The following is a 22,862-nucleotide window of genomic DNA, read 5'->3' as shown; positions in this document are numbered from 1 at the left end:
GGAATTGGTCAGTGAAGTGCTTTTGTGGGACAAACTTTCGTGCACTCATAGCAGAGAATGCACTCCGTTCCGTTTTTCCGTTTGCGGGATTCTTTGTTGACCTCCACGTTCATGGGACAGACCCTCAGACACTTCCCACAATGAATGCACTTATCCTCATCGCAGTGGACGCGCAGTAGAGAAAAATAGCTCCCGGGCTTGAGAAAAACCGTAACCGGACACAGATACTTGCAGAACGCACGATTATCTTTGAATAGGTAAGCAAACACAAACCCGGCAATGTAATAAAGCGCATCCCCGGCAAGGAAAAGCCAGAACATAATTTGCTCCAAATGCGCCACCTTCATCAGAAACAGTCCAGACACTAATGCCAGAGACAGAGCAAACATCACATAGCGAAGGATGCCCAGTTTTTCTTTTCGCGGCTTCTGCGGCTGTTTGTAAGGCAGAAAGTCCAGCACCATAGCTGTCCAACAGGCGTAGCCGCACCAGCCACGCCCAAAAAGCAACGGTCCAAAAATCTTTGCAACCGCGTAGTGGATGGTCGCTGCTTCAAAAACGCCAAGAAACAGGTAGTACCAGAACCCTTCAATCTGCATATTCTCACGGGAAATCACGCCAAGGTATATCAGCATATAGCTGCCCACTGCCAACTGGACAAAACGGCGGGCATAACGTTTTCCGGCAGTAAAAAGTGCTGTCCCCATCCCAAGGCATCCTCCGATGTAGCTGAAATTCAGCAGATAGAACAGATTATCCTTTGTGAGCCACAACGTAACCGCCACTGCTTCAAACAGCAGAAACAGCATCATGGACGGCACATATCTGCAAAGTTCGTTATTGCTTTTCATCGTCGCTTGTTTGCTCCCCTGTTTTCTGATTTTTCCGTAGCACACCGACTGCCGGGCCAATGCAAAGTCCCACAGCAACGCCCAACATCATGCCAAGACCGATGTCGTCTATGATGATTCCAATGAGTACGCCAAGGCTCAGCCCGATGGAAAGACTGCTGCCGATGCCGTTGGATGAAACCGCCTCTTTTTGTGCTTGATTGTCCGGAGCGCTTTTATCTGGTTTCATTGTCAATTTCCTCCGGGATAGATTTTCTCTGCTGCTGGGCAGCATTCGGCAAACGAAATACCAAAATCGCCTTGGCAGAATTTGTGACCGAAAACGTCATCAGCTCCCATCCTTCCTGTGCGCGTTCATTCACTGTTCTTTCAATAGCTGCCGCCATTTCCTTTGCCTTGGGTGCATAGTCGATCATGAATGTCTTGTAGGTCATGCTGGTCATCTCGATTCACAGAATTTCCTCAACCACACAAAAACTGTTGTATTTTTATATTCGTAACTAAGCGTAGCAGACAAATGAAAAAAGTGCAACCACATTCTCGTTAAGCATCGGTAAAGCATCAGTAAAATCCGAAATGAGCCTCTGTCGATACCCGGTTTGGGTGTCGGCAGAGGCTTTTCGATTTCACAACACCTTAGCGCCATTGGCAGTCAATTTGAAAGTCGCATCCAACAGTTCAGCTGCACCACGGCACATCAGCATACGTCCCAGAAATATCTCAAAATACTCATACATAGAACAGATTCCCGTGTCCAGTTGAAGATTCAAAGAAATCACGCGCTTTTCGGCGTTGATTTTCAAAGTCTGATCCGTGACCGCGTAGTTCACCCGATCATGAATGTCAAAGGCTGCTTTCGGTTTTTGACGCACACGGCTGCGGCGCACATCGGTTTTGTCCGCAATGATAAGCGCGGCAGATATGGCATCCACTGCGCCGCCCGTGGATTCATCGTGGTTCGCTATCGCGGAAACGATCGTGATGCGGTCTTGCGCAGAAAGGTCACTGCAGCGTAAAATCTCATTGGCAAGCAAACTTCCGTATTCGGCATGATGAGTACGGTTGATGGCATTGCCGATGTCGTGCATATACCCTGCAATTTTTGCCAATTCAATGTCGTGAGCATCATAATTGAATTTTTTCAAAATATGCCCCGCCGTTTCCGCAACATGGGTACAATGCGCCTTTGAGTGGTCCGTGAATCCAAGCAATCCCAGATTCTTGTTGCCCTTATCCAATAAGGCGTTGACTTCTTCGTTTGCACGTATTTCTTTGTATGTCATAGCACTTCCATTCCAATCATTTCATGGTGATTCTGTGGGGGGATGCAAAATTCGGACTGTGATAGCGCAGCACCTGCGAAAAATTGTTTTTTTCTGCCAATACCCTGCATTGCGTTTCATTCAGATGCACCGGATAGCGCCAAAATTCCATTTTCTTTTCGGCCAGCAGTGCAGAGCTGAAACTTCCTGCATCCGGCGTGCCGGTCATTATGCCCATTGCGCCTTGTTCTAACAGTTCTTTGGCACGCTCCCCCACTGCGCCGCGTAGCTGTGGGTCGCTCAAAAACACCACGCCTTCGTTTTCCGCTGCGTCCGGCCGCACACTGCGGAGTATTCGCTGCGGCAACGGTTTATACCACTTTCCGTCAACAAGAGCTATCTCTGTCTGCTTGCAAAAATGTGCGTCTCCATACATCGGAACATAGGGTAGTCTGTGTCGTATCTGTAAAAGAAGATCAAGACCACGTCCATATTTCGGCACAGGCAAAAAGACGATTGGATTTTTTTCCAGCAGATTTTCTACTGCCGCAGCTGCTGCGGTCACGCTGTCATTCCACGGGGTAGAGTCATGCCCATACGCGCAGTCCAGTACGGCAAGGTCAGCCACTTGATGGCGCAGAACGTCACAGGGATAAACCGCACTTTGCTCAGTATAATCGCCCGAGAAAAGAATCGCCTTATCATCCCAATCCAATTTCAGCCACACACTGCCCTCGCAGTGCCCGGAAAGTCCCCACGTTATGCCATTACATTTTTCATTGCGAGGGGCTACCTGCTCCAACGCCACTGCATTTTGTACAATAAACGGTAGCTGCTGCAATGTGGGTGTTGTGGAAATGATTGGTCCTGTATACCCCTGCCGAAGCAGCCACGGCAATGCTCCTGTATGGTCGGCATGACTATGCGTCAGAAATACCGCTTTTAGTTTACGAATTTGACTTTCTGTCAAGCGCGGCAGCGGGTCATCACTACCCGCCATCAGACCACAGTCCACAAGAATCGCGTCTCCCCCATTTTGCAGGAAAAAGCAGTTGCGACCGTGTTCTCCAACGCCTCCGGCAATATACAGTTCCATGGCTTATTCCCTTTTGCTGCTGCGGTCTATGGCTGCGTTCAGTGCCAGCAGTGCCGTTGTAGTAAACAGCACACACAGCACCGCCATAGCCATCCCTACCGAAACACTGCCCTGCTCAAACTCGCGCATGATATACGTAGACACCACCAGCGTGTTGGGCGGCGCGATCAGGCTGGCCGTGACTAGTTCACGGAAAGCAATTATAAAAGTCATCATCCAGCCGGTTGCAATACCGGGGCTGATAAGTGGCAGTGTGATATGCCGTAAGATATACAGTGGTTTGCCGCCAAATACACGCCCCGCAGCAATCAGGCTGTCGCTTATCTGTGTAAACGAGGATGTGACATATTGCACGGTGTACGGCAAGAAAAGCACAACATAGGCCAGCACCATAATGCCCATCGTATTATACAGCGGCAGGACATGATAAATTTGATTCCAGAACAGCATGATGCCGATAACCAGCACGATACCCGGCAGCATTTCCGGCAAAAGGCCGATAGCCTCCACGACTTTGCGCAGGCGCGAACGTGAACCGCGCACGGCTAGCACCAGCAGCGTACCCAATACCGCGCATATTGTAGCAGACGTAACTGCCAAGAAGATGCTATTTTTCAGTGCGCTGATGCCTTTTGTGTTCTCGGTAAACAGTTCAGCATAGTGCGCCAGCGTAAAGTTGCCCGGTGTCAGGCCGTACCCGCGCAGGTTGATCAGCGATGTCGAAATGACTGAAAAGTATGGGATGCCCACGGCCACAGCCAGCACCAGCACAATGTATCCCCACGCGGCGGCTGTCGCAGAATGGCTTAGCTTCTGTTCCACGCGGCGGCTGCCCTTGCCGCTGACAAGATTGTAGCTTTTACGCGTAGTGATGTAGTTCTGCAAGAACCACATACACAGACAGATGCCCACCAGTACGCTGGACAACGCTGCAGAACCACCGAAGTCGATGGGCGCAACGGTGGCATGGCGATGGATTTCCGTAGTAAACACTTCAAAACCGATACGTTTCCCCAGTGTCGCCGGTGTGCCGTATTCAGAAAGCGTTTTGACAAATACCAGCAACGCGCCGATGGCATAGTTGCCGCTGAGCAGCGGCAGAAACACCTTGCGAAGCCGCGCACCAAAGCCTGCGCCAAATACCGCCCCGGCTTCTTCCAGACTGGACGGAATGTTGAGCATAGCATTTTTAAGGATCGTCAGCATAAACGGGAAAACGTGCAGGCTCATAACCATCACCAGCCCGCCCAGCGTGAAGAACACGTTCTCCGAACCCGCTGCGGCGGGAATCAGCTGCTGCAAAAGTCCCTTTTTCTGCATGAACAAGATCCAGCCCATAGAGGCAATATAGGGCGGCGTCATAAAAGGAATCATAAAGATAATGTCAAAGACACGGTACTTTGCAAACTTCGTGCGCGAGAACAAATACGCCAGCGGTGCTGCAATAACCGTGGACAGCAGCACAACCAACACGCCCAGCAATAAAGAGTTGGCAATCATCTGTGCATTTTCACTTTGGGAAAGCGTCTGCCATGTACGATAAAGGTCAAGGCGGCCATCATAGATGACCGCCTTGGCAAAAATCGAAACCACCGGGCAGACGATCAAGAATACCAGCAACAGGGCCAGTACAGCCAGCAGGAGTTCCCTGCGGGGGCGGATCATCTTTTTCATATACTTTTACCCGTTATTGGCGCTGCACAGTTCATTGACCTTTGCCGAATCCTCGCTGGCTTCGGCCATCATCTTTTCCCAATCCGGCTTAATCTGGGGAATGTCCTCCAGATTGCTGCGGCTGTCGCACTTCACATCACTGCGGCCCGGCAGCAGATAAGCCTTGGCAACAAGCTCCTGTGCCTCATCGCTGAACAGGTAATCCACGAACGCCTTGGCGTTGTCCATATTCGGGGCAGTCTTGAGGATCATAGCTGGACGAGGGTTGACAACCGTACCGCCTGCCGGATAGTAGATGTCGATGGGCTCGCCCTTCGCCTTGGAAGAATAGGCATTGTAGTCTACACCGGCAACCAGTGCGCCGACCTCACCGGTAGTGACAGCCTCCAGAGCCGCTTTGTTGGCGCCGGGGACTTTCATGCCGTTGGCAGCCATTGCTTCAAAATCTGTCCAGCCGTTATTCGTAACATAACCGGCCACAAAGTCCTTGCAGGCGCCGGACTTTTCCGGGTCGGGAATGGCAAGCTGATCCTTGTATTCGGCATTGCCCAGCTCGCTCCAGTCGGCGTCCATCGTGGGGAAAACCGTCGTATTGTAGATGACACCGACAGCCGATGCGCTATAACCGAAGAGCTCATTGTCTGCATCGATCCAGCCATCCACGATTTTGTCTGCATTGGTAGGCGTATAGCTTTCCAGCTGCCCGTCAGCCTTCATAGAGAGACCGTCCGACCAGCTTGCCAGAATGACGACATCGGCTACCGGGTTTGCCTGCTCTGCTTCCAGACGGGCAAGAATCTCACCCGTTGTTCCCTGGAACTGTTCGACCTCAATTCCGGTCTTAGCGGTAAAGCCTTCTGCCAGTTTATCCGCCAGTCCTGCGGGGGAAGGCATATAGACAGTCACTTTTCCGCTGCCGGTAGTTTCAGCAGCAGATTCTGCCGGTGCAGCCTCAGAGGTAGCCGCAGACTCTGCTGCGGTGCTTTCAGAAGAAGCAGCAGCACCGGACGCTGCGCCGGTGCTGCCGCAAGCGGCAAGACTGACACAAAGTGCTGCGGCGGTAAGGGATGTCATCATTTTCTTACAATTCATAACTTTTCCTCGTTTCTTTCTCACAAATCATCTATATAATGCCGCACCTGCGGCGGAAAGCAAATTCATACGGTAACAATCGCCGCTTTGGGCAGATACAGCGAAAGGACCGAGCCTATAGCATTTTTTTGGTGGCTGATGTACGACCATTCTTTGCCCTTATATTCCAGCTGTTGCTGATAACTGCTGCCCAAAAACTGCACTGATTTAACAGTCGTATCAAATCGAACCGTATCATCCTGCGGCAAGGTATCTGCCTGTTCCGGGCGGAACATATGATGCTCATCGATCCAGTTGGAAGAACCGATGAATTTTGCCACAAACTCGGTAGCCGGTGCGGCATAGACATCCTCCGGCGCGCCATACTGTTCTACTTTTCCAGCATGGCAGACAGCGATTGCATCACTCATACTCATAGCCTCGATCTGGTCATGCGTGACGAAAATGCCTGTGATTCCGAGATTGGTAATCAGATTTCGCAACTCTATGCGCATTTCTTCCCGAAGCAGTGCATCCAGCGCAGAAAGCGGTTCATCGAACAGGATGCAGGATGGCTGAATGACAATGGCGCGTGCAAAGGCCACGCGTTGCTGCTGTCCGCCGGAAAGCTGGTGCGGGAACCTGTCGGCGAAGTCATCCAGACGAACCGCGTGCAGGGCATCACGAACCTTTTTATCCAAGCCGTCGGTACGATTGGCCGCGCGCAGACCAAACGCAACATTTTCGTATACATTCATGTGTGGCCAAAGCGCAAAGTCCTGAAAGACAAAACCCAAACCACGCTGTTCCGGGGGAATGTTGAGCTTCTTCTGTGCAGAGAACACGCAGCGTTCCCCAAACAATATTTCGCCGCTGTCGGGTGTTTCCAGTCCTGCAATCATGCGCAGCAGTGTAGTCTTTCCGCAGCCGGAGGGTCCCAGCAGCGTGGTAAGGCTGCCGCTATGGATAGTCAGGTCCGTTGGCTGTATCACAGTCTTTACGCCGAATGCTTTTGTTATGTTTTTTAAAACAATTTTCATTTCTTGCTCCTGTGTTGTAATCACTTTTATTAAAATACTCTCTTACCTGCGCAAAAACAACATAAGCGCCGTAAAGCCTCTGTAAAGTTTATGTTTGTGGTGAAAAGCTTGTATTCTTATTTTGACTTTTGACAAATAAAAAAGCCTTCACCGCACTTTTTGTGTAACGTGAAGGCTTACATATAGCTCTATAAATAGTAGAACTTACATATCGGTCTCAGATTTTTCCTGCAAATAGAACATTTCTTTCTGCGTTTCAATCTCTGCGCGCAGTTCTTCCTCTGTGGGCAGATACAGCTTATATTTACTGGCGAAAAGCTGCTCATTGCCGTGGAGGACAGAATACTTGGCGATGTCCTCGTCCGTATCGGAGCAAAGGACAATGCCGATGGTCGGGTTATCGCCCTCGCCGCGCTTCAGTTCGTCATACATTCGGATATACATATCCATCTGACCCACGTCCTGATGGGTGATTTTGCTGGTTTTCAGATCGACCAGTACAAAGCATTTGAGGATATAGTTATAGAACACGAGGTCGATATAGTAATCCTCTTTCTCTGTGTGGATATGCTGCTGGCGGGCTACAAAGGCATAGCCCTTGCCCAATTCCATGAGGAATTTCTGAATGTTCGTGATGATGCAACTTTCCAGTTTACTCTCGGTAAAATCCGTGCTGCCGGAAAGCCCCAAGAACTCGGTAATCATCGGGTTCTTGATGAACTCTAGCTTGTCCGCTTGGTAACCGGCAGTCAGCTTTTCCATTTCCTGCTTGACCGGCTCAGGGTTCTGGGACTTCAGTAGCCGATAGTAATACTGCGAGGAAATGTTGCGCTGCAACGTGCGGACACTCCACGTTTGCTCTGCGGCCTCTTTCGTGTACCAGTCACGGGCGGCTTTATCCTCGACCTGTAATAATACACGATAGTGCGTCCAAGATAGTAGCATACTAGATTTTGGACTCACTGAGTCCAAAATCTCAGGGTACAATTTGTAAAAGCGGCAATATTTATAAAGGCTGCCGAAATCAAAGCCCTTACCGTAGACAGCCGTCAATTCGTCTGCCAGATTCTTAATAATACCTTTGCCGTACTCGGAACGGTCTTCTCCATTTAATTCTTCCTGTGCGATACGATACCCCAACAGCCAGTTGCGCTGCACCAGCGCCAGATTTACGGCTCTGTATGCAGCCTTTTGGGATACCTCAATAATCTGCTTTGCATCATTGAGCAAATCGTTTGTAGGGGTGTATCCGTCCAGTAAATTTAGCTCTTGTTTCATAGCATCCTCCACATAAGAATGTCTGATTTTATAATACCTTATTCAAATCCAAACTGCAACAGAATTATTCGTAGACTAATTCATTCGTTACGATTTCTTCAACGCGGCTGCGTATGTTGTTCATACGGCATACCCATTCAAGCTGATCCTGCCGTTTCAGTTCATCAGTGATGCCCTCTGCCTGACGCATCTGTTCCTCAGTTAAAATCAGCGTGTCTTGCACTTGGCGGTCAAATTCTACCAAGTAGCTGTGCAACTTATTTTCTTTCAGTAGGCTTTGGTACAGTTGCGGGCGGTACTGCTTGATAAATGCAAGGCGCATATTTGCCCAGCAACCTAAATCGTTATAAGTCATGTTGAACTCCTTATCTTTCGTCACGTTCCTGTTCGCGGGTTCTTTCTTTTGCAGGGTCAATACCGTACCGTTGCAAAAGGTTCATCAAGCCTTTTTGCTCACGCTTCAGCATAAGATTTTCACGGCGTACTTCCCTGCTCTCGGATTTAACTTCGTCCAGTTCTCGCTTATGCCAAAATTCAATATTGCTAAGTTCGTCTACCAACCCGGAAACTTTTCGCTTCAGTTCGTCAACAACGCTTTCCAACTGCATGATTTTAGCATTTGCAGCGTCCAGAAGCCCTTGTAGACGATCATCTTGACGGCGGTAGACAACATACTGCTTGGCAGCGTTCAGCAGATTTTCAAAATCACTGCGTGGGAGCGTTACCTTGTCGCTTAGTAATGCCTTTTTCACGCTGATATTCTCGATTTTGTCAATGTCAATGACCTGTTTTTGCACCGATTGCAGCGTCTGCTCGATTTCGTCTACCTGCGTTTGCTTTTCCGCGATGGTAGTGTCCAATGCTCGAACCTCTTTGGCGCGCTCCTGCTTTTTATAGTCCAGAACGGATAGATGTTCCTCGTGCGTTCCAAGCTGCTCCCACTCAATACCGTGTTCCAACATAATCTCTGCCAGCACTTGTTTTTCACTCTGCGCCCACTGGTTCCACTCGGTAGCGCTGCGCGTACCGCCCTTGAAGCCAAGTTGCGAAAGCGCCTGTTTAAGCGACACGCGCGTATCCATGCCGCGTTTGCTGCCCGTGATATGCGGCACGAAATCTATATGTATGTGGGGCGTTGCTTCGTCCATGTGCAGATGACTCCAGAACACGCGGAGCGTTGGGTTGCGTGCTTGAAATCTGTTCGCATATTCAATCAAGCACTGTTTAGCCGTTTCTGCCAGTTCCGTATGGATGCCTGTATCGTCCTTATTTCCAATCTGTAAGACAATTTCATGGAAAGGCTTTTCCTGTTTTGAGGAACAGATTTTCTCGTAGTAATCCTCAATCCTACGGTCATTTCGGGTCTGTTTAGCATTGAATCTTTCCTGCGCATCATCGAACAGTTCGTGGTAGACGTTTCGTATATCCTCGCGGCAAAACTCTATATTCAGATGGCTGCGGTTGGGATCTACGTTGGATGCGTAAAATTCACGGCTGTTATGGTTGAGGGAGCCTTTTCCCACCATTGCACTGATTGTCCTTTTCAAATCCACTCCTTATCTCCGGCGCAAGCCGGCACGGTTCTGTTACTCTTGCCAAGAGTAACGCAAAAGCACTTTTGACACTTCGTATCAAAAGCGCCTTTGCGCCCTGCGGGGCTACCTGTTGGAAAAAGAATATTTGCTACCTCTTCCGTGTCGGTCGTGACGATGGTGACGGTATTTTTGCTGTCGGGCTTGCGCCCCAAAATACCGTCACGACCGTCACATATCGTCACGCTTTCGGCTGTTCCAATTTCAGGCAGACCGTGCGTCCATCATGTGTGCGTTTACTTTCATAGCGGATTCCATAGTCATTGTAAAGACGGTCAGCACTCACATTTAATTTTCGGGTCAGAACATTTGCTTGGATTTTCACGTCCGGCAGCAGAGCCAACAACTCCGTTGGTGTTCCACACCATGCAGAGCCTGCTGAAAGGAAAATCTTTGAAACAGCTTTCAGCACTGGGTCTGGCGGTTGTTTCCAGAGTTGCGTTTCCGCACCTTGGAAATTCCACACGCACCGTTCCCGGTCAAACTCCAGCGTCAGTTCCTGATCCGGCTGGTCGCGTCCGACAACATCGAGTGTGGCAATATTATCCGTTCGCCGCTTTTTCTGCATAATGAACGCGCCGTCCGCTGCGCCCAGCAGACCATTCGTGCCGGAGATCATATCGAAGCTATCCCCTGCTTCCATCTTCCGCGTATGGTGTACGACCAACAAGCAGATACCATGACTATCACTGAATTTTTTCAGCCTTGTCACAATCTCATAGTCACTGGCATAACTGTAACACTCACCGCTTACCTCGCGGACTTTCTGCAAGGTGTCAATGATAATCAGCCTGACAGTGGGGTGAGCCTTGACAAATTCTTCAAGCTGTTCGTCCAAACCACCGACAACGGATTTTGCCTGTGTTGCAAAGTATAAATTGTCGGTTTCCTCTACGCCGAACATTCTGGATAACCGCCGCTGCAATCGAGCATAATCGTCCTCCAATGCTAAATATAGAACGGTTCCTTGGTGGACTTCGTATTCCCACAGGATCAACCCGGTTGCTACTGTGTACGCAAGCTGCGCCATAAAAAACGACTTTCCAATTTTGGGAGCGCCCACGAACAGGTAGGTTCCGCTGTACAGCAAATTGTCTACGATAGGTCTGCGCGGCGGGTAAACTGTATCATACAGTTCTGTCATGGATATGGTTTTCAGATTGCAATTGTTGCTAGAGTCTGTTATACTATTGGTGCTATTTTTTAGTAACGGCTGCACCGCATCTGCGCCAACAGATGCATTCGGTGTGGTCGTTTTCTTTGTTTCGGTCATTCGCCGTCCTCTTTCATACCGTTCAGTGTGATTGCGATCATCTGCAATGTTTCTAGCATATCCGGCGCGACTTCCTGTGCTGATGTAAGGCGCTGCAACTCTGCATAAATGTCCGCCATCTGATTTTTCAGGGCTTTGTAAACTCTCGGATTTCCAACCACCCGAATTTCTCGATCTGTCAGCCGACTAACGATATAGTCCTGCTTTGTCAGTCCGGAAAGACGTACTTTAATTTCGATTTGGTTGTTTTCCTCCGGCGATACGCGGAAAGCTACAGTCTTGCTGCGCCAGCGCCCTTGTCGGTCTAAAGTTTTTTCCATTACTGTTCCTCTCTTTCTATGTTCAATTTGGCCGCCATTTCCTGCTGCTTTGACGGGAATAGGTGCGCGTACTTGTAGGTAATATCAATGCTTTCATGCCCCACTCAGTCCGCAATGGCTACCGCAGAAAATCCCATCTCGATCAGCAGCGACACATGAGAATGCCGCAAATCGTGGATTCTGATACGCTTGACCCCGGCCTCTTTAGCGCCCCTGTCCATTTCATGGTGTAAATAATACTTCGTCACATCAAAAATTCGGTCAGTCGGCTTCACCTTGTAGATTGATTTCAGATAATCTCGGATTTCCTCTGTCAGAAAATCCGGCATCTGAACGACCCGAACGCTTTTTGGGGTCTTGGGGTCTGTAATCACATCTTTGCCGTTCAAACGCTGATAGGATTTTGTGATAGAGAGTAGCCCTTTGTCCAAATCGAAATCGGCAGGTGTCAGCGCCAGCAGTTCTCCCTCGCGGATACCGCACCAGTAGAGGATTTCAAACGCATAGTAAGATAACGGCTTGTCCATCATCACTTCTGCAAATTTGAGATATTCCTCTTTTGTCCAGAACAACATCTCTTGGTGCTTGGAAGAACCCATATTGCCCGCAGTCGTTGCTGCATTTTTGTTCAACCCATAGAATCGTACCGCGTGGTTCAGAATCGCACTGAATTGACTGTGCAGCGTTTTCAAGTACGTTGGAGAATACGGTTTTCCGTTTTTGCCGCGGTAGTTCAGCAATTCATTCTGCCACGCGATGACATCCTGCGGTTTAATATCGCAAAGTCGTTTTTCTTTGAAGTACGGCAGTATCTTAGTGCGAATGATATGCTCTTTAGTAGACCATGTATTCTCACGCAGACGGTTCTGCTTGTCAACAATATAGATTTCTACAAAGGCTTCAAATGTCATGGTCAAGTCAGCAGCCTGCTGAAGAAGAAATGTGCGTTCCCACGCCAAGGCTTCTTTCTTTGTGGGAAAGCCGCGCTTTAATTTCTTTTTCTTGATGCCTTTCCAATCCTGATAGTAAAAGGCTGCATACCATGTACCCTTTTGGGCATCCTTATACGCAGGCATCGGCTTTCTCCTTTTCCGCACCGTAAATCTTTTCGTAATAGTACTGGCGGCTTACACGGCCACCCACAGTGGTATAGCCTTTGGCTTTCAGTTCCTCGTTCCACTGGTTGATCATCTTATAAGCCAATGCCTTAGAAACGTCCAATTCTGCGGCAAGTTCGTCCGCTCTGATAAAAATGCTTTTGTCCATTTTATGTTCCTCATTCAAATATTTATTTCAACTGGCTGAATGATTGACGCTTCACACCTATGTCGCCCCACATAGTCCTTTCCTATTTGAAGCTTGACCTTTTGCCAGTTAAGTCTTTTTTGACTAAGCTTATATGTTTAACGTTTTCTCCATTATACTAAGCATATCTAGTTAAGTCAATTATCTAAGCTCATTTTTCCTAAACTTTTTTGTTAAATTTTTGTTGCGATTTTAATAGTTTAATGGTATAATACTCATGCAGTCGTTCGTGCAATGCTGCGCTTGTACACTCACAGTACGAAGGAGTTATTAACGTTGTCAATTGGTGATCGAATAAAGAAAGCGCGCGTCTTTCGCGGTATGACTCAAAAGGAGTTAGGCGTTGCAGTTGGATTTAATAAACGAGGCGCCGATGTTCGTATCGCACAATACGAAAGCAATACCCGTAAGCCTAAAGATGCTTTACTTCATAAATTTGCGGATGCCTTAGATGTCAGCTTCTATGCTCTTTATGAACCTGATATGTATTGCGCAGAAGATGTTATGTATACTCTTTTCGATCAAGACGACCAACATCCCGGTATTAGACTAGTCGATGTGCTTGATGACAGTGGTTCTCAGCAGCCCCAAAAACGCATCGCTATTATTTATGATTATGACCGTATGGAAGACTATCTAGGGGAATGGAAGTTGCGCAAAGAGCAACTTGCAAATGGAGAAATTACACAAGAAGAATACACCGAATGGAGACTCAACTGGCCTGCAACTGCTGATGCCTGTTATCCTGAAACATACCACAGAAAGTGGCGAAAAGAAAAATAGAGACAAAAACGCCCTCTGAAAAACTTACCGTTTTTCAGAGGGCGTTCTGCGTCTCTCAGTGGCGAATAATTTTCAGTTAGTATCAAAGCAGTATCAAACAACTATCAATGTTTCAAATTTTATCGTTACTGCAATGATTATCAACGATTTCAAATTATTCAAACTCCAGACAGACAGTATGCCATATAAGTGAAAATCATTGATTTTAAGGCATTTTCAGGAACTATCAACCACTAAAATCTATATGAAAACAAATTAAAAATGCAATAAAAATGCAATCGAAGTACATTCAGATTTTATAAGATAGACCAGCAAACCTCAATATCATCCCAAAATAGACGTTCAACAATGGGCGTCTATTTTTTGTTTCAAAATTAAATGGGGCTGAAAACAGCCCCGATGGGAATTGGAGATTTGACCCTCCCGGATTCTTCATGTCATGCCAGCCGTAATTTTTTCCATTGCCCCTGCACACTTTAGCAAAAATTCCCAGAAATTCCGTCGCCCACCATAATGCTTTTTACAGTTGTTATTATTGTCATAAGCGTACCTCCTGATATTATAAATCTCCACTGAAATCTACTTTTAAGTTGTTGGGAGTACATGACAGAGCTACATGAAAAAACACAAGCTAACAATCCTAACCATGACGATTTAATTTTTAACACCTAGATAATATCACAACCCTGTAATTTCTTCAATAGTCCCAGAAAGGATGTGATACCACGAAGAAATCACCACCGCCGGAGCGTTCACCTCCGACTTTCAAACCGGAACCTAAAACTAACCATCAAACACAACATTCAGAAAGGACAGGTATATCTATATGGAATTAAAATTCGTTATCCCCAACATGGAAAAGACATTCGGCAACTTGGAGTTTGCCGGAGAAGACAAGACAGAACAGAGAAGAATCAATGGACGCATGACGGTACTCTCCCGCAGCTTCAATCTTTATTCAGACGTACAGAGGGCGGATGATATTGTGGTTATCCTCCCTGCCGAAGCCGGAGAGAAACATTTTGACTTTGAGGAACGTGTGAAGCTCGTCAATCCACGTATCACCGCAGAGGGCTATAAAATCGGCACAAGGGGCTTTACCAACTACATTTTGCACGCTGACGATATGGTAAAAGCATAAGGAAAAGGAGGACATCAGACTATGAGATTAGCAAACGGAATCGTGATTGACAAGGAAGCAACTTTCGGGGCATTGAAATTTTCTGCCCTCCGCCGTGAGGTTCACCTCCAGAATGAAGACGGCTCGGTATCAGAAGAAATCAAGGAGCGTACCTATGACTTAAAATCCAGAGGACAGGGGCGTATGATTCAGGTTTCCATCCCTGCCAGCATGCCATTAAAGGAGTTCGATTACAATGCAGAGGTGGAACTTATCAATCCTGTGGCAGATACCGTGGCAACGGCTACCTTTCAGGGAGCAGAGGTAGACTGGTACATCAAGGCGGAGGATATTGTTCTGAAAAAAGGGGCTGCCATGAATCCGCAGCCACCAAAGAAAGACGTTCCCCCTGCAAAATAACAGGAACATAAAAAAACGAAAGGAGGATTGTTCCTATGAAGCAGCTTTTCCCCCGTGGAAAACGTATCCGTCCCACGGATAAAGACCTTGTATTCTATACTGCCCTTGCTTCTCTGCTCCCTGTCTTCCTGCTGGTTGTCCTGCTGTTTCATATCGGGCAGATTGCCGGAACCAACTGGCAGGAAGTGTCCCTCTCCCAGATAGTACAGGATGTAAATATCCCTTATCTGCTATTTAGCATGGGCGTGGCAGGGCTGGTGTGCCTTACAGCAGTTCTTCTGTTCTGGCGATACCGCAGGGATGAAGTAAAGCAGCTCATCCACCGCCAAAAGCTGGCAAGGATGGTGTTGGAAAACAAGTGGTATGAATCGGAGCAGAGAAAGGAGGACGCTTTTTTCAAGGACTTGTCTTCCAGCCGTTCCAAAGAAACCATCACTTACTTTCCCAAAATCTACTACCGGATGAAACAAGGCTTGCTCCATATCCGTGTGGAAATCACCTTGGGGAAATATCAGGAACAGCTCTTAAACTTGGAGAGAAAGCTGGAAAGCGGCTTGTACTGTGAGCTGACGGATAAGGAATTAAAGGATTCCTATGTGGAGTACACCCTGCTCTATGATACCATTGCGAACCGTATCTCCATTGAGGATGTACAGGCAAAGGACGGCAGGCTCCGGCTCATGGAAAATGTCTGGTGGGAGTATGACAAGCTCCCCCATATGCTCATTGCCGGAGGAACCGGCGGCGGAAAGACCTACTTCATCCTGACCCTCATTGAAGCCCTGCTCCGCACCAACGCCGTCCTGTTCGTGTTAGACCCAAAGAACGCCGACCTTGCGGATTTACAGGCGGTTATGCCGGATGTGTACTACAAAAAGGAAGATATGCTCGACTGCATTGACCGTTTCTATGAAGAAATGATGAAACGCAGCGAAGACATGAAGCTCATGGAGAATTACCGGACAGGGGAAAATTACGCTTATCTGGGGCTTCCTGCAAATTTCCTTATCTTTGATGAATATGTGGCATTTATGGAAATGCTCGGCACAAAGGAAAATGCCGCTGTCCTCAACAAATTAAAACAAATCGTTATGCTTGGGCGGCAGGCTGGCTTCTTCCTGATTCTCGCCTGCCAGCGTCCAGACGCAAAGTATCTGGGGGACGGAATCCGTGACCAGTTTAATTTCCGTGTGGCTCTGGGGCGGATGTCGGAAATGGGCTATGGGATGATGTTCGGGGAAACCACAAAGGATTTCTTCCTAAAGCAGATAAAAGGGCGTGGCTATGTGGATGTGGGAACCAGCGTTATCTCGGAATTTTACACGCCCCTTGTGCCAAAAGGACACGATTTCCTCAAAGAAATAAAAAAACTGATAGACAGCAGGCAGGAAGTGCAGGCGGCGTGCGAAGCGAAAGCCGCAGAAACGGACTGACCTGCTGTAGCTGGTGTGCCGCAAGGCACGCCAGCATGAACCCCTCGTATCTAACAGAGGGGTACAAATCGACAGGCAACAATCAAACAACAGGGCAGAATCCCACGATACACAAGGGATTCTCCCATATCCGGCGTATGTCAACAAGACTCTGAAAGTTGACATACGCTTTTTTAGACAGGAGGGATTTTCACTGAATGAAGAAACATGGGTACAGGACATCAAAGAAAAACGGGAAGTTTACGGTATCTCACAACAGAAACTTGCGTTAGCTGCCGGAATCACCCGTCCGTACCTGAGCGATATTGAAACGAGCAAGGCTCACCCATCCGAAGCATTACAGGAAGCCATCTCAGAAGCTCTGGAACGCTTCAATCCAGACAATCCCCTTGAAATGCTCTTTGACTATGTTCGGATTCGCTTTCCTACTACGGATGTGAAGCATATCGTGGAAGACGTGCTGCGGTTAAAACTCCCCTACTTTATCCATGAAGACTACGGCTTCTACTCTTACACAGAGCATTACTATCTGGGGGATATTTTCGTTCTAGTATCGCCGGAGCTGGAAAAAGGGGTGCTGCTGGAACTGAAAGGGCGTGGCTGCCGCCAGTTTGAAAGCTATCTGCTGGCACAGGAACGGAGCTGGTATGAGTTTTTTATGGACGTTCTCATGGAGGACGGCGTGATGAAGCGGCTTGACCTTGCCATCAATGACAAAACAGGAATCCTGAACATTCCCCATCTGACAGAGAAGTGCCGGAATGAGGAATGTATCTCGGTCTTCCGCAGCTTCAAAAGCTACCGCAGCGGCGAACTGGTACGGAGTGGGGAAAAAGAATGTATGGGGAACACCCTGTATATCGGCTCCCTCCAAAGTGAGGTGTACTTCTGCATTTATGAAAAAGACTATGAGCAGTACAAAAAGCACGATATTCCCATTGCGGACGCAGAGGTAAAGAACCGCTTTGAAATCCGGCTGAAAAATGAGCGTGCCTTTTACGCCATCCGTGATCTGTTAGAACATGACAATCCAGAACGGACAGCGTTTCAAATCATCAACCGCTATGTCCGGTTCGTGGACAGGGACGATACGAAGCCCCGTTCTGACTGGCGTATCAATGAGGAATGGGCGTGGTTTATGGGGGAACACAGGGGAAGCCTGAAACTGACAACCAAACCGGAACCCTATTCCTTTGAACGCACCCTGCACTGGCTCTCCCATCAGGTAGCCCCCACGTTAAAGCTGGCTCTCCGTCTGGATAAGATGAACCACACCCAGATTGTCCATGACATCATCACCCATGCAAGGCTGACGGAGAAGCATGAAAAAATCCTGAAGCAGCAAGCCGCCGCTGCAAATGAGGTGGTGCTTTAACGGCGGCAATTTTAGAACCTAAGAAATCTTACAGGAAAGAAAGGAGCTTTTATGAATTTCGGACAGAATCTTTACAACTGGTTTTTATCCAACGCCCAGTCCCTTGTGCTGCTGGCAATCGTGGTGATTGGACTGTACCTCGGATTTAAGAGGGAATTTTCCAAACTTATCGGCTTTTTAGTAGTTTCCCTCGTAGCGGTCGGTCTGGTCTTCAATGCGGACGGTGTAAAGGACATCTTACTGGAACTGTTCAATAAGATTATCGGTGCATAGGAAACCCATTTTACACTTCCGTTATGGAGCAAGCTCTGATTGCTTCATGGCGGAAGTCCACTAGGGGCTTGGGGAGCGTAACTCCCCAAAAGAAAGAAGATGTAATATGATAGTGTATGATAATTGAGATAAACTAAGAATGGTGGTATAATTTCTTTAATAGTAATTGAAAGTGGAGGAAATGTATGAAGGATTTTATTGATTTTTTGAAATTACCACCGAACATTTTAGGAGCTTTATCTATTGCCAGTGGTACATTATTATTATTGCCTCAAAAGTTAGCCCAAAAGTTTTATATTATAAATTTTCGAGAAAAATATGGTTTTACAATAGGCATTGTTTTTGTGATTTCCACAGCTTTACTAATCGTTTTATTACTATCTAAAATTTTTCATTTCTTTTATGACAAGTATGCTTCTAAGAGATTAGGAACTGCTCAGATTAAATATTTGAAAAATATGACACCAGAACAGGTGACAATCATTCGGGAGTTTTTACGTGAACCAACTCACACCCTGCCATTACCCATGAACAATGGATTAGTAATAGAACTTCAACATTTACAAATATTAACCCCTGCCGGACAAACTCATTTAGTAAGTATGTTAGACCCACAAATCAATTATTTTTTACAACCTTGGGTAATTAAAAAAATCAATAGTGATGAAGAATTAAAGCGAATATTTTATTAGAAAAATGGCAACTGACAAACAAAGTTAGTTGCCATTTTTTGTTCTAAGAAAGGACGTGATACTGATTGAGGAAATGAGAATCTACATCCTGAACACCACACGGTTTTACCATGAAGATTTTGAGGAATATCCTGGGGCATGGTTTTCCTGCCCTGTGGATTTTGAAGAAATCAGGGAACGTCTTGGGGTTCAGAGTGAGGAAGAAATCGAAATTGAAGACTATGAGCTGCCCTTTCCATTGGAGGGCAACACAAGGCTCTGGGAAATCAACGCCCTTTGCCGGATGGTACAGGAAATGCAGGGAACGCCCCTCTATTATGAAATGGATGTGGTACAAAAGCGGTGGTTTCCCAGCTTTACGGAATTTATCGACCACAAAGACCAGATACGCTGCTATCCGGTGCAGGACGGGGAATCCCTCGCCCGTTATCTGGTGCAGGAGGTACAGCTATTTGGAGAAGTACATCCAGACCTGTTGAACCATATCGACTACGCTGCCATTGGTCGGGAACTGGAAACCAGCGAAAACTACCTGTTTACGGACAATGGTATCTTTTATTACCGCTAAAAGGAGGTAGAAGAACTTGGAGGAAATGCGGATTTACATTGCCAACTTAGGAAAATACAATGAGGGCGAACTGGTCGGGGCATGGTTCACGCCGCCTGTGGACTTTGAGGAAGTCAAGGAACGTATCGGTTTGAATGATGAATATGAGGAATACGCCATCCATGATTATGAGCTGCCCTTTGAGATTGACGAATATACCCCCATTGAAGAAGTCAACCGCCTGTGTGAAATGGTGGAGGACTTACCGGAGTACATTCAGGAGGAACTATCAGAGCTGCAATCCTACTTTGGCAGTATCGAAGAACTCTGTGAGCATGAAGACGATATTATCTGCCATTCCGGCTGTGATGATATGGCGGATGTGGCTCGCTGCTATCTGGAAGAAAGCGGACAGCTTGGCGAACTTCCGGCACACTTACAAAACTATATCGACTACGCCGCCTATGGGCGTGACATGGAATTGGAGGGAACCTTTGTTGTCACAAACCACGGCGTATATGAAATCTTACGGTAGACCCGTCTGTATCTCTTTCAGGAAATACAGGCGGATTTTTTGATTCAGGGGCAGCTCGTTTGCTGCCCCCATCTTTTAGAAAGGACGGACAACATGAAGAAAATACGAAGCTATACCAGTATCTGGTCGGTGGAAAAGGTACTCTATTCCATCAATGATTTTAAGCTGCCATTCCCCATCACATTTACGCAGATGGCGTGGTTCGTGGTATCGGTGTTTGCAGTGATACTCTTAGGGAACCTCCCTCCCCTTTCGTTCATTGACGGGGCATTTTTGAAATACTTCGGCGTACCCTCTGCCCTCACTTGGTTCATGTGCCAGAAAACCTTTGACGGGAAAAAGCCTTATGGCTTCCTGAAATCCGTACTGGCATATCTGGTACGCCCGAAACTGACCTATGCAGGAAAGCCCGTGAAGCTGGAAAAGGAATATCCGGCACAGCCCATCACGGCAGTAAGGAGTGATATTTATGGCATATCCGATTAAGTATATCGAAAATAACCTTGTGTTCAACCATGACGGGGAGTGCTTCGCTTACTATGAACTGCTTCCCTACAACTATTCCTTTTTAAGCCCTGAACAGAAGTATCAGGTACACGATTCATTCCGGCAGCTTATCGCCCAGAACAGGGACGGGAAGATTCACGCCCTGCAAATCAGCACGGAATCCAGCATACGGGCGGCACAGGAACGCTCCAAACAGGAAGTGACAGGCAAGCTAAAGGACGTTGCCTGTGCAAAGATTGACGCACAGACCGAAGCCCTCATTTCCATGATAGGGGAAAATCAGGTGGACTACCGTTTTTTTATCGGCTTTAAGCTGCTTGTCAATGAGCAGGAAGTCACCATGAAGCAGTTTCGCAGGGAAGCAAAGACCGCTGTTTCCGACTTCCTCCATGAAGTCAACCACAAGCTCATGGGGGATTTTGTTTCCATGAGCAATGAGGAAATCTGGCGGTTTCAGAAGATGGAAAAACTGCTGGAAAATAAAATCTCACGCCGCTTTAAAGTCCGGCGGCTTGATAAGGACGATTTTGGCTATCTGATTGAGCATTTATACGGGCAGACCGGAACCGCCTACGAAGATTATGAGTATTACCTGCCGAAGAAGCGGTTTCAGGAGGAAACGCTGGTGAAATACTATGACCTCATCAAACCCACCCGTTGTCTGATAGAGGAAAACCAGCGGTATCTGAAAATCGAACAGGAAGACGGGACAGTTTATGCCGCCTACTTTACCATCAACAGCATTGTGGGGGAACTGGACTTTCCATCCTCGGAAATCTTTTACTATCAGCAGCAGCAATTTACCTTTCCCATTGATACCTCTATGAATGTGGAGATTGTCACAAACCGGAAAGCCCTCTCCACGGTACGGAACAAGAAAAAAGAGCTGAAAGATTTGGACAACCACGCATGGCAGAATGACAGTGAAACCAGTACAAACGTGGTGGACGCTTTAGACAGCGTAAATGAACTGGAATCCACCTTAGACCAGAGCAAGGAATCCATGTACAAACTGTCCTATGTAGTGCGTGTGACGGCTCCCGACTTGGAGGAACTGAAACGCCGCTGCAATGAGGTGAAAGATTTTTATGATGATTTGAACGTGAAGCTGGTTCGCCCCTTTGGGGATATGCTGGGGCTGCATGGGGAATTTCTCCCTGCCAGCAAACGGTATCTGAACGATTACATCCAGTATGTCACCAGCGACTTCCTCGCTGGTCTTGGATTTGGGGCAACCCAGATGTTGGGGGAACCGGAGGGTATTTATATTGGGTACAGCCTTGATACAGGAAGAAATGTGTACTTAAAGCCTGCCCTTGCCAGTCAAGGGGTAAAAGGCTCCGTCACCAACGCCCTTGCTGCCGCTTTTGTCGGCTCCCTCGGCGGCGGAAAATCATTCAGCAACAACATGATAGTCTATTATTCCGTATTGTTTGGGGCACAGGCACTCATTGTTGACCCGAAAGCGGAACGGGGACGCTGGAAAGAAACCCTGCCGGAAATCGCCCATGAAATCAATATCGTAAACCTGACTTCGGAGGAACAGAACAGGGGCTTACTCGACCCGTATGTGATTATGGAGAACCCAAAGGATTCCGAATCACTGGCAATCGACATCCTGACCTTTTTAACGGGCATTTCCAGCCGTGACGGGGAAAAGTTCCCTGTTCTTCGGAAAGCCATTCGTGCGGTGACAAACAGTGAGGAACGGGGACTTTTCAAAGTGATTGAGGAACTTCGGGCGGAGGGAACCACCATCAGCACCAGCATAGCCGACCATATCGAATCCTTTACGGACTATGACTTTGCACACCTGCTCTTTTCGGATGGGGATGTCACACAGTCCATCAGCCTTGAAAAGCAGCTCAATATCATTCAGGTAGCGGATTTGGTGCTGCCGGATAAGGAAACCTCATTTGAAGAATACACCACAATGGAGCTGCTTTCCGTGGCAATGCTCATTGTAATCAGCACCTTTGCCCTCGACTTCATCCACACCGACCGCAGCGTGTTTAAGATTGTGGATTTGGACGAAGCATGGAGCTTCTTACAGGTAGCACAGGGCAAGACCCTCTCTATGAAGCTGGTTCGTGCCGGACGTGCCATGAACGCAGGCGTTTACTTTGTCACCCAGAACACGGACGATTTGCTGGATGAAAAGCTGAAAAACAATCTGGGCTTGAAGTTTGCGTTCCGTTCCACGGACATCAACGAAATCAAGAAGACCCTCGCCTTTTTCGGGGTAGATTCCGAAGATGAAAACAACCAGAAGCGGCTCCGTGACTTGGAAAACGGACAGTGCCTTATCAGTGATTTGTACGGGCGTGTAGGAGTGATACAGTTCCATCCTATCTTTGAAGACCTGTTCCATGCCTTTGATACCAGACCGCCCGTGAGAAAAGAGGTGGAATGATG

The 22,862-nt window shown here is 47.6% G+C and carries 25 protein-coding genes and 1 pseudogene; 11 read left to right on the top strand and 15 right to left on the bottom strand.

Annotated features, from left to right (window positions below; genetic code table 11):
• Positions 1-8 precede the first annotated feature (8 nt).
• The 15 genes and pseudogenes from GPK89_RS15240 to GPK89_RS15170 form a co-directional block, all read right to left on the bottom strand.
• On the bottom strand, positions 9-851 hold the full coding sequence (locus GPK89_RS15240; RefSeq protein WP_215694422.1) for a 4Fe-4S binding protein: 843 nt from the start codon (positions 849-851) through the stop codon (positions 9-11).
• Positions 838-1,080, bottom strand: a complete 243-nt coding sequence (locus tag GPK89_RS15235; RefSeq protein ID WP_215694419.1) for a hypothetical protein — start codon at positions 1,078-1,080, stop codon at positions 838-840. Before GPK89_RS15235 ends, GPK89_RS15240 begins: the two co-directional genes overlap by 14 nt.
• On the bottom strand, positions 1,067-1,285 hold the full coding sequence (locus GPK89_RS15230; RefSeq protein WP_215694417.1) for a hypothetical protein: 219 nt from the start codon (positions 1,283-1,285) through the stop codon (positions 1,067-1,069). The genes GPK89_RS15235 and GPK89_RS15230 overlap by 14 nt, the downstream gene beginning before the upstream one ends.
• A 192-nt stretch (positions 1,286-1,477) precedes the next feature.
• A complete protein-coding gene (locus GPK89_RS15225) occupies positions 1,478-2,134 on the bottom strand; it encodes an HD domain-containing protein (RefSeq protein ID WP_215694415.1) in 657 nt (218 codons plus the stop codon).
• A 16-nt stretch (positions 2,135-2,150) separates the two neighbouring features.
• Positions 2,151-3,209 (bottom strand): MBL fold metallo-hydrolase, encoded by a 1,059-nt coding sequence (locus tag GPK89_RS15220; RefSeq protein WP_215694413.1) that lies wholly within the window; start codon positions 3,207-3,209, stop codon positions 2,151-2,153.
• Between the two features lie 3 nt (positions 3,210-3,212).
• Positions 3,213-4,883, bottom strand: a complete 1,671-nt coding sequence (locus tag GPK89_RS15215; RefSeq protein ID WP_252261710.1) for an ABC transporter permease — start codon at positions 4,881-4,883, stop codon at positions 3,213-3,215.
• Between the two features lie 6 nt (positions 4,884-4,889).
• Positions 4,890-5,975, bottom strand: a complete 1,086-nt coding sequence (locus GPK89_RS15210; protein WP_252261709.1) for an ABC transporter substrate-binding protein — start codon at positions 5,973-5,975, stop codon at positions 4,890-4,892.
• A 65-nt stretch (positions 5,976-6,040) separates the two neighbouring features.
• On the bottom strand, positions 6,041-6,994 hold the full coding sequence (locus tag GPK89_RS15205; RefSeq protein WP_215694411.1) for an ABC transporter ATP-binding protein: 954 nt from the start codon (positions 6,992-6,994) through the stop codon (positions 6,041-6,043).
• Between the two features lie 204 nt (positions 6,995-7,198).
• Positions 7,199-8,272 (bottom strand): PDDEXK nuclease domain-containing protein, encoded by a 1,074-nt coding sequence (locus tag GPK89_RS15200; RefSeq protein WP_215694409.1) that lies wholly within the window; start codon positions 8,270-8,272, stop codon positions 7,199-7,201.
• A gap of 64 nt (positions 8,273-8,336) precedes the next feature.
• Entirely contained in the window at positions 8,337-8,627 is a 291-nt protein-coding gene (locus tag GPK89_RS15195; RefSeq protein ID WP_215694407.1) for a TnpV protein, read from the bottom strand.
• Positions 8,628-8,637: 10 nt separating this feature from the next.
• Complete coding sequence (locus GPK89_RS15190) at positions 8,638-9,825, bottom strand: plasmid recombination protein (RefSeq protein ID WP_430750612.1); 1,188 nt, start codon at positions 9,823-9,825, stop codon at positions 8,638-8,640.
• Between the two features lie 220 nt (positions 9,826-10,045).
• Positions 10,046-11,137 carry an AAA family ATPase gene (locus GPK89_RS15185; protein ID WP_215694405.1) on the bottom strand — a complete coding sequence of 364 codons (1,092 nt, stop codon included), beginning with the start codon at positions 11,135-11,137 and terminating at the stop codon, positions 10,046-10,048.
• Positions 11,134-11,457 carry a plasmid mobilization protein gene (locus GPK89_RS15180; protein ID WP_215694403.1) on the bottom strand — a complete coding sequence of 108 codons (324 nt, stop codon included), beginning with the start codon at positions 11,455-11,457 and terminating at the stop codon, positions 11,134-11,136. Before GPK89_RS15180 ends, GPK89_RS15185 begins: the two co-directional genes overlap by 4 nt.
• Positions 11,457-12,533 (bottom strand): annotated as a pseudogene (locus GPK89_RS15175) (tyrosine-type recombinase/integrase). The gene GPK89_RS15180 and the pseudogene GPK89_RS15175 overlap by 1 nt, the downstream one beginning before the upstream one ends.
• Positions 12,520-12,723 carry a DNA-binding protein gene (locus GPK89_RS15170; RefSeq protein ID WP_215694401.1) on the bottom strand — a complete coding sequence of 68 codons (204 nt, stop codon included), beginning with the start codon at positions 12,721-12,723 and terminating at the stop codon, positions 12,520-12,522. The pseudogene GPK89_RS15175 and the gene GPK89_RS15170 overlap by 14 nt, the downstream one beginning before the upstream one ends.
• Positions 12,724-13,038: 315 nt before the next feature.
• Between GPK89_RS15170 and GPK89_RS15165 the strand changes: the two genes are divergently transcribed.
• The 11 genes from GPK89_RS15165 (at position 13,039) to GPK89_RS15115 (ending at position 22,860) form a co-directional block, all read left to right on the top strand.
• On the top strand, positions 13,039-13,545 hold the full coding sequence (locus tag GPK89_RS15165; protein WP_215694399.1) for a helix-turn-helix domain-containing protein: 507 nt from the start codon (positions 13,039-13,041) through the stop codon (positions 13,543-13,545).
• An 826-nt stretch (positions 13,546-14,371) separates the two neighbouring features.
• On the top strand, positions 14,372-14,686 hold the full coding sequence (locus tag GPK89_RS15160; RefSeq protein WP_025580204.1) for a YdcP family protein: 315 nt from the start codon (positions 14,372-14,374) through the stop codon (positions 14,684-14,686).
• Positions 14,687-14,707: 21 nt separating this feature from the next.
• Positions 14,708-15,085, top strand: coding sequence for a YdcP family protein (locus tag GPK89_RS15155; protein WP_215694397.1), 378 nt, complete (start codon positions 14,708-14,710; stop codon positions 15,083-15,085).
• A gap of 35 nt (positions 15,086-15,120) precedes the next feature.
• Positions 15,121-16,518 carry an FtsK/SpoIIIE domain-containing protein gene (locus tag GPK89_RS15150; protein WP_055227200.1) on the top strand — a complete coding sequence of 466 codons (1,398 nt, stop codon included), beginning with the start codon at positions 15,121-15,123 and terminating at the stop codon, positions 16,516-16,518.
• Between the two features lie 193 nt (positions 16,519-16,711).
• Positions 16,712-17,893 carry a MobT family relaxase gene (gene mobT, locus GPK89_RS15145; protein ID WP_430750613.1) on the top strand — a complete coding sequence of 394 codons (1,182 nt, stop codon included), beginning with the start codon at positions 16,712-16,714 and terminating at the stop codon, positions 17,891-17,893.
• A 51-nt stretch (positions 17,894-17,944) separates the two neighbouring features.
• Positions 17,945-18,166 (top strand): hypothetical protein, encoded by a 222-nt coding sequence (locus tag GPK89_RS15140; protein WP_002570387.1) that lies wholly within the window; start codon positions 17,945-17,947, stop codon positions 18,164-18,166.
• Positions 18,167-18,351: 185 nt separating this feature from the next.
• The gene (locus GPK89_RS15135) at positions 18,352-18,858 is read left to right on the top strand and encodes a superinfection exclusion B family protein (protein WP_011861920.1); all 507 of its coding nucleotides are present in this window, start codon (positions 18,352-18,354) and stop codon (positions 18,856-18,858) included.
• A 73-nt stretch (positions 18,859-18,931) separates the two neighbouring features.
• Positions 18,932-19,426 carry an antirestriction protein ArdA gene (locus tag GPK89_RS15130; RefSeq protein ID WP_055227446.1) on the top strand — a complete coding sequence of 165 codons (495 nt, stop codon included), beginning with the start codon at positions 18,932-18,934 and terminating at the stop codon, positions 19,424-19,426.
• Positions 19,427-19,451: 25 nt separating this feature from the next.
• Complete coding sequence (locus GPK89_RS15125) at positions 19,452-19,940, top strand: antirestriction protein ArdA (RefSeq protein WP_055227448.1); 489 nt, start codon at positions 19,452-19,454, stop codon at positions 19,938-19,940.
• 93 nt (positions 19,941-20,033) lie between these two features.
• Positions 20,034-20,426 (top strand): conjugal transfer protein, encoded by a 393-nt coding sequence (locus tag GPK89_RS15120; protein WP_055227202.1) that lies wholly within the window; start codon positions 20,034-20,036, stop codon positions 20,424-20,426.
• Positions 20,410-22,860, top strand: a complete 2,451-nt coding sequence (locus tag GPK89_RS15115) for an ATP-binding protein (protein WP_055227204.1) — start codon at positions 20,410-20,412, stop codon at positions 22,858-22,860. The genes GPK89_RS15120 and GPK89_RS15115 overlap by 17 nt, the downstream gene beginning before the upstream one ends.
• Positions 22,861-22,862 lie beyond the last annotated feature (2 nt).

The sequence above is a fragment of the Gemmiger formicilis genome (assembly GCF_018784445.1).
GTDB lineage: Bacteria > Bacillota > Clostridia > Oscillospirales > Ruminococcaceae > Gemmiger.
This window is presented reverse-complemented; position numbering and strand designations above follow the sequence as displayed.

What these genes read in the sequence shown, in the direction of transcription:
- GPK89_RS15240 (WP_215694422.1), bottom strand. Translation starts at nt 851, where the DNA reads ATGAAAAGCAATAACGAACTTTGCAGATATGTGCCGTCCATGATGCTG.
- GPK89_RS15235 (WP_215694419.1), bottom strand. Translation starts at nt 1,080, where the DNA reads ATGAAACCAGATAAAAGCGCTCCGGACAATCAAGCACAAAAAGAGGCG.
- GPK89_RS15230 (WP_215694417.1), bottom strand. Translation starts at nt 1,285, where the DNA reads ATGACCTACAAGACATTCATGATCGACTATGCACCCAAGGCAAAGGAA.
- GPK89_RS15225 (WP_215694415.1), bottom strand. Translation starts at nt 2,134, where the DNA reads ATGACATACAAAGAAATACGTGCAAACGAAGAAGTCAACGCCTTATTG.
- GPK89_RS15220 (WP_215694413.1), bottom strand. Translation starts at nt 3,209, where the DNA reads ATGGAACTGTATATTGCCGGAGGCGTTGGAGAACACGGTCGCAACTGC.
- GPK89_RS15215 (WP_252261710.1), bottom strand. Translation starts at nt 4,883, where the DNA reads ATGAAAAAGATGATCCGCCCCCGCAGGGAACTCCTGCTGGCTGTACTG.
- GPK89_RS15210 (WP_252261709.1), bottom strand. Translation starts at nt 5,975, where the DNA reads ATGAATTGTAAGAAAATGATGACATCCCTTACCGCCGCAGCACTTTGT.
- GPK89_RS15205 (WP_215694411.1), bottom strand. Translation starts at nt 6,994, where the DNA reads ATGAAAATTGTTTTAAAAAACATAACAAAAGCATTCGGCGTAAAGACT.
- GPK89_RS15200 (WP_215694409.1), bottom strand. Translation starts at nt 8,272, where the DNA reads ATGAAACAAGAGCTAAATTTACTGGACGGATACACCCCTACAAACGAT.
- GPK89_RS15195 (WP_215694407.1), bottom strand. Translation starts at nt 8,627, where the DNA reads ATGACTTATAACGATTTAGGTTGCTGGGCAAATATGCGCCTTGCATTT.
- GPK89_RS15185 (WP_215694405.1), bottom strand. Translation starts at nt 11,137, where the DNA reads ATGACCGAAACAAAGAAAACGACCACACCGAATGCATCTGTTGGCGCA.
- GPK89_RS15180 (WP_215694403.1), bottom strand. Translation starts at nt 11,457, where the DNA reads ATGGAAAAAACTTTAGACCGACAAGGGCGCTGGCGCAGCAAGACTGTA.
- GPK89_RS15170 (WP_215694401.1), bottom strand. Translation starts at nt 12,723, where the DNA reads ATGGACAAAAGCATTTTTATCAGAGCGGACGAACTTGCCGCAGAATTG.
- GPK89_RS15160 (WP_025580204.1), top strand. Translation starts at nt 14,372, where the DNA reads ATGGAATTAAAATTCGTTATCCCCAACATGGAAAAGACATTCGGCAAC.
- GPK89_RS15155 (WP_215694397.1), top strand. Translation starts at nt 14,708, where the DNA reads ATGAGATTAGCAAACGGAATCGTGATTGACAAGGAAGCAACTTTCGGG.
- GPK89_RS15150 (WP_055227200.1), top strand. Translation starts at nt 15,121, where the DNA reads ATGAAGCAGCTTTTCCCCCGTGGAAAACGTATCCGTCCCACGGATAAA.
- GPK89_RS15140 (WP_002570387.1), top strand. Translation starts at nt 17,945, where the DNA reads ATGAATTTCGGACAGAATCTTTACAACTGGTTTTTATCCAACGCCCAG.
- GPK89_RS15135 (WP_011861920.1), top strand. Translation starts at nt 18,352, where the DNA reads ATGAAGGATTTTATTGATTTTTTGAAATTACCACCGAACATTTTAGGA.
- GPK89_RS15130 (WP_055227446.1), top strand. Translation starts at nt 18,932, where the DNA reads ATGAGAATCTACATCCTGAACACCACACGGTTTTACCATGAAGATTTT.
- GPK89_RS15125 (WP_055227448.1), top strand. Translation starts at nt 19,452, where the DNA reads ATGCGGATTTACATTGCCAACTTAGGAAAATACAATGAGGGCGAACTG.
- GPK89_RS15120 (WP_055227202.1), top strand. Translation starts at nt 20,034, where the DNA reads ATGAAGAAAATACGAAGCTATACCAGTATCTGGTCGGTGGAAAAGGTA.
- GPK89_RS15115 (WP_055227204.1), top strand. Translation starts at nt 20,410, where the DNA reads ATGGCATATCCGATTAAGTATATCGAAAATAACCTTGTGTTCAACCAT.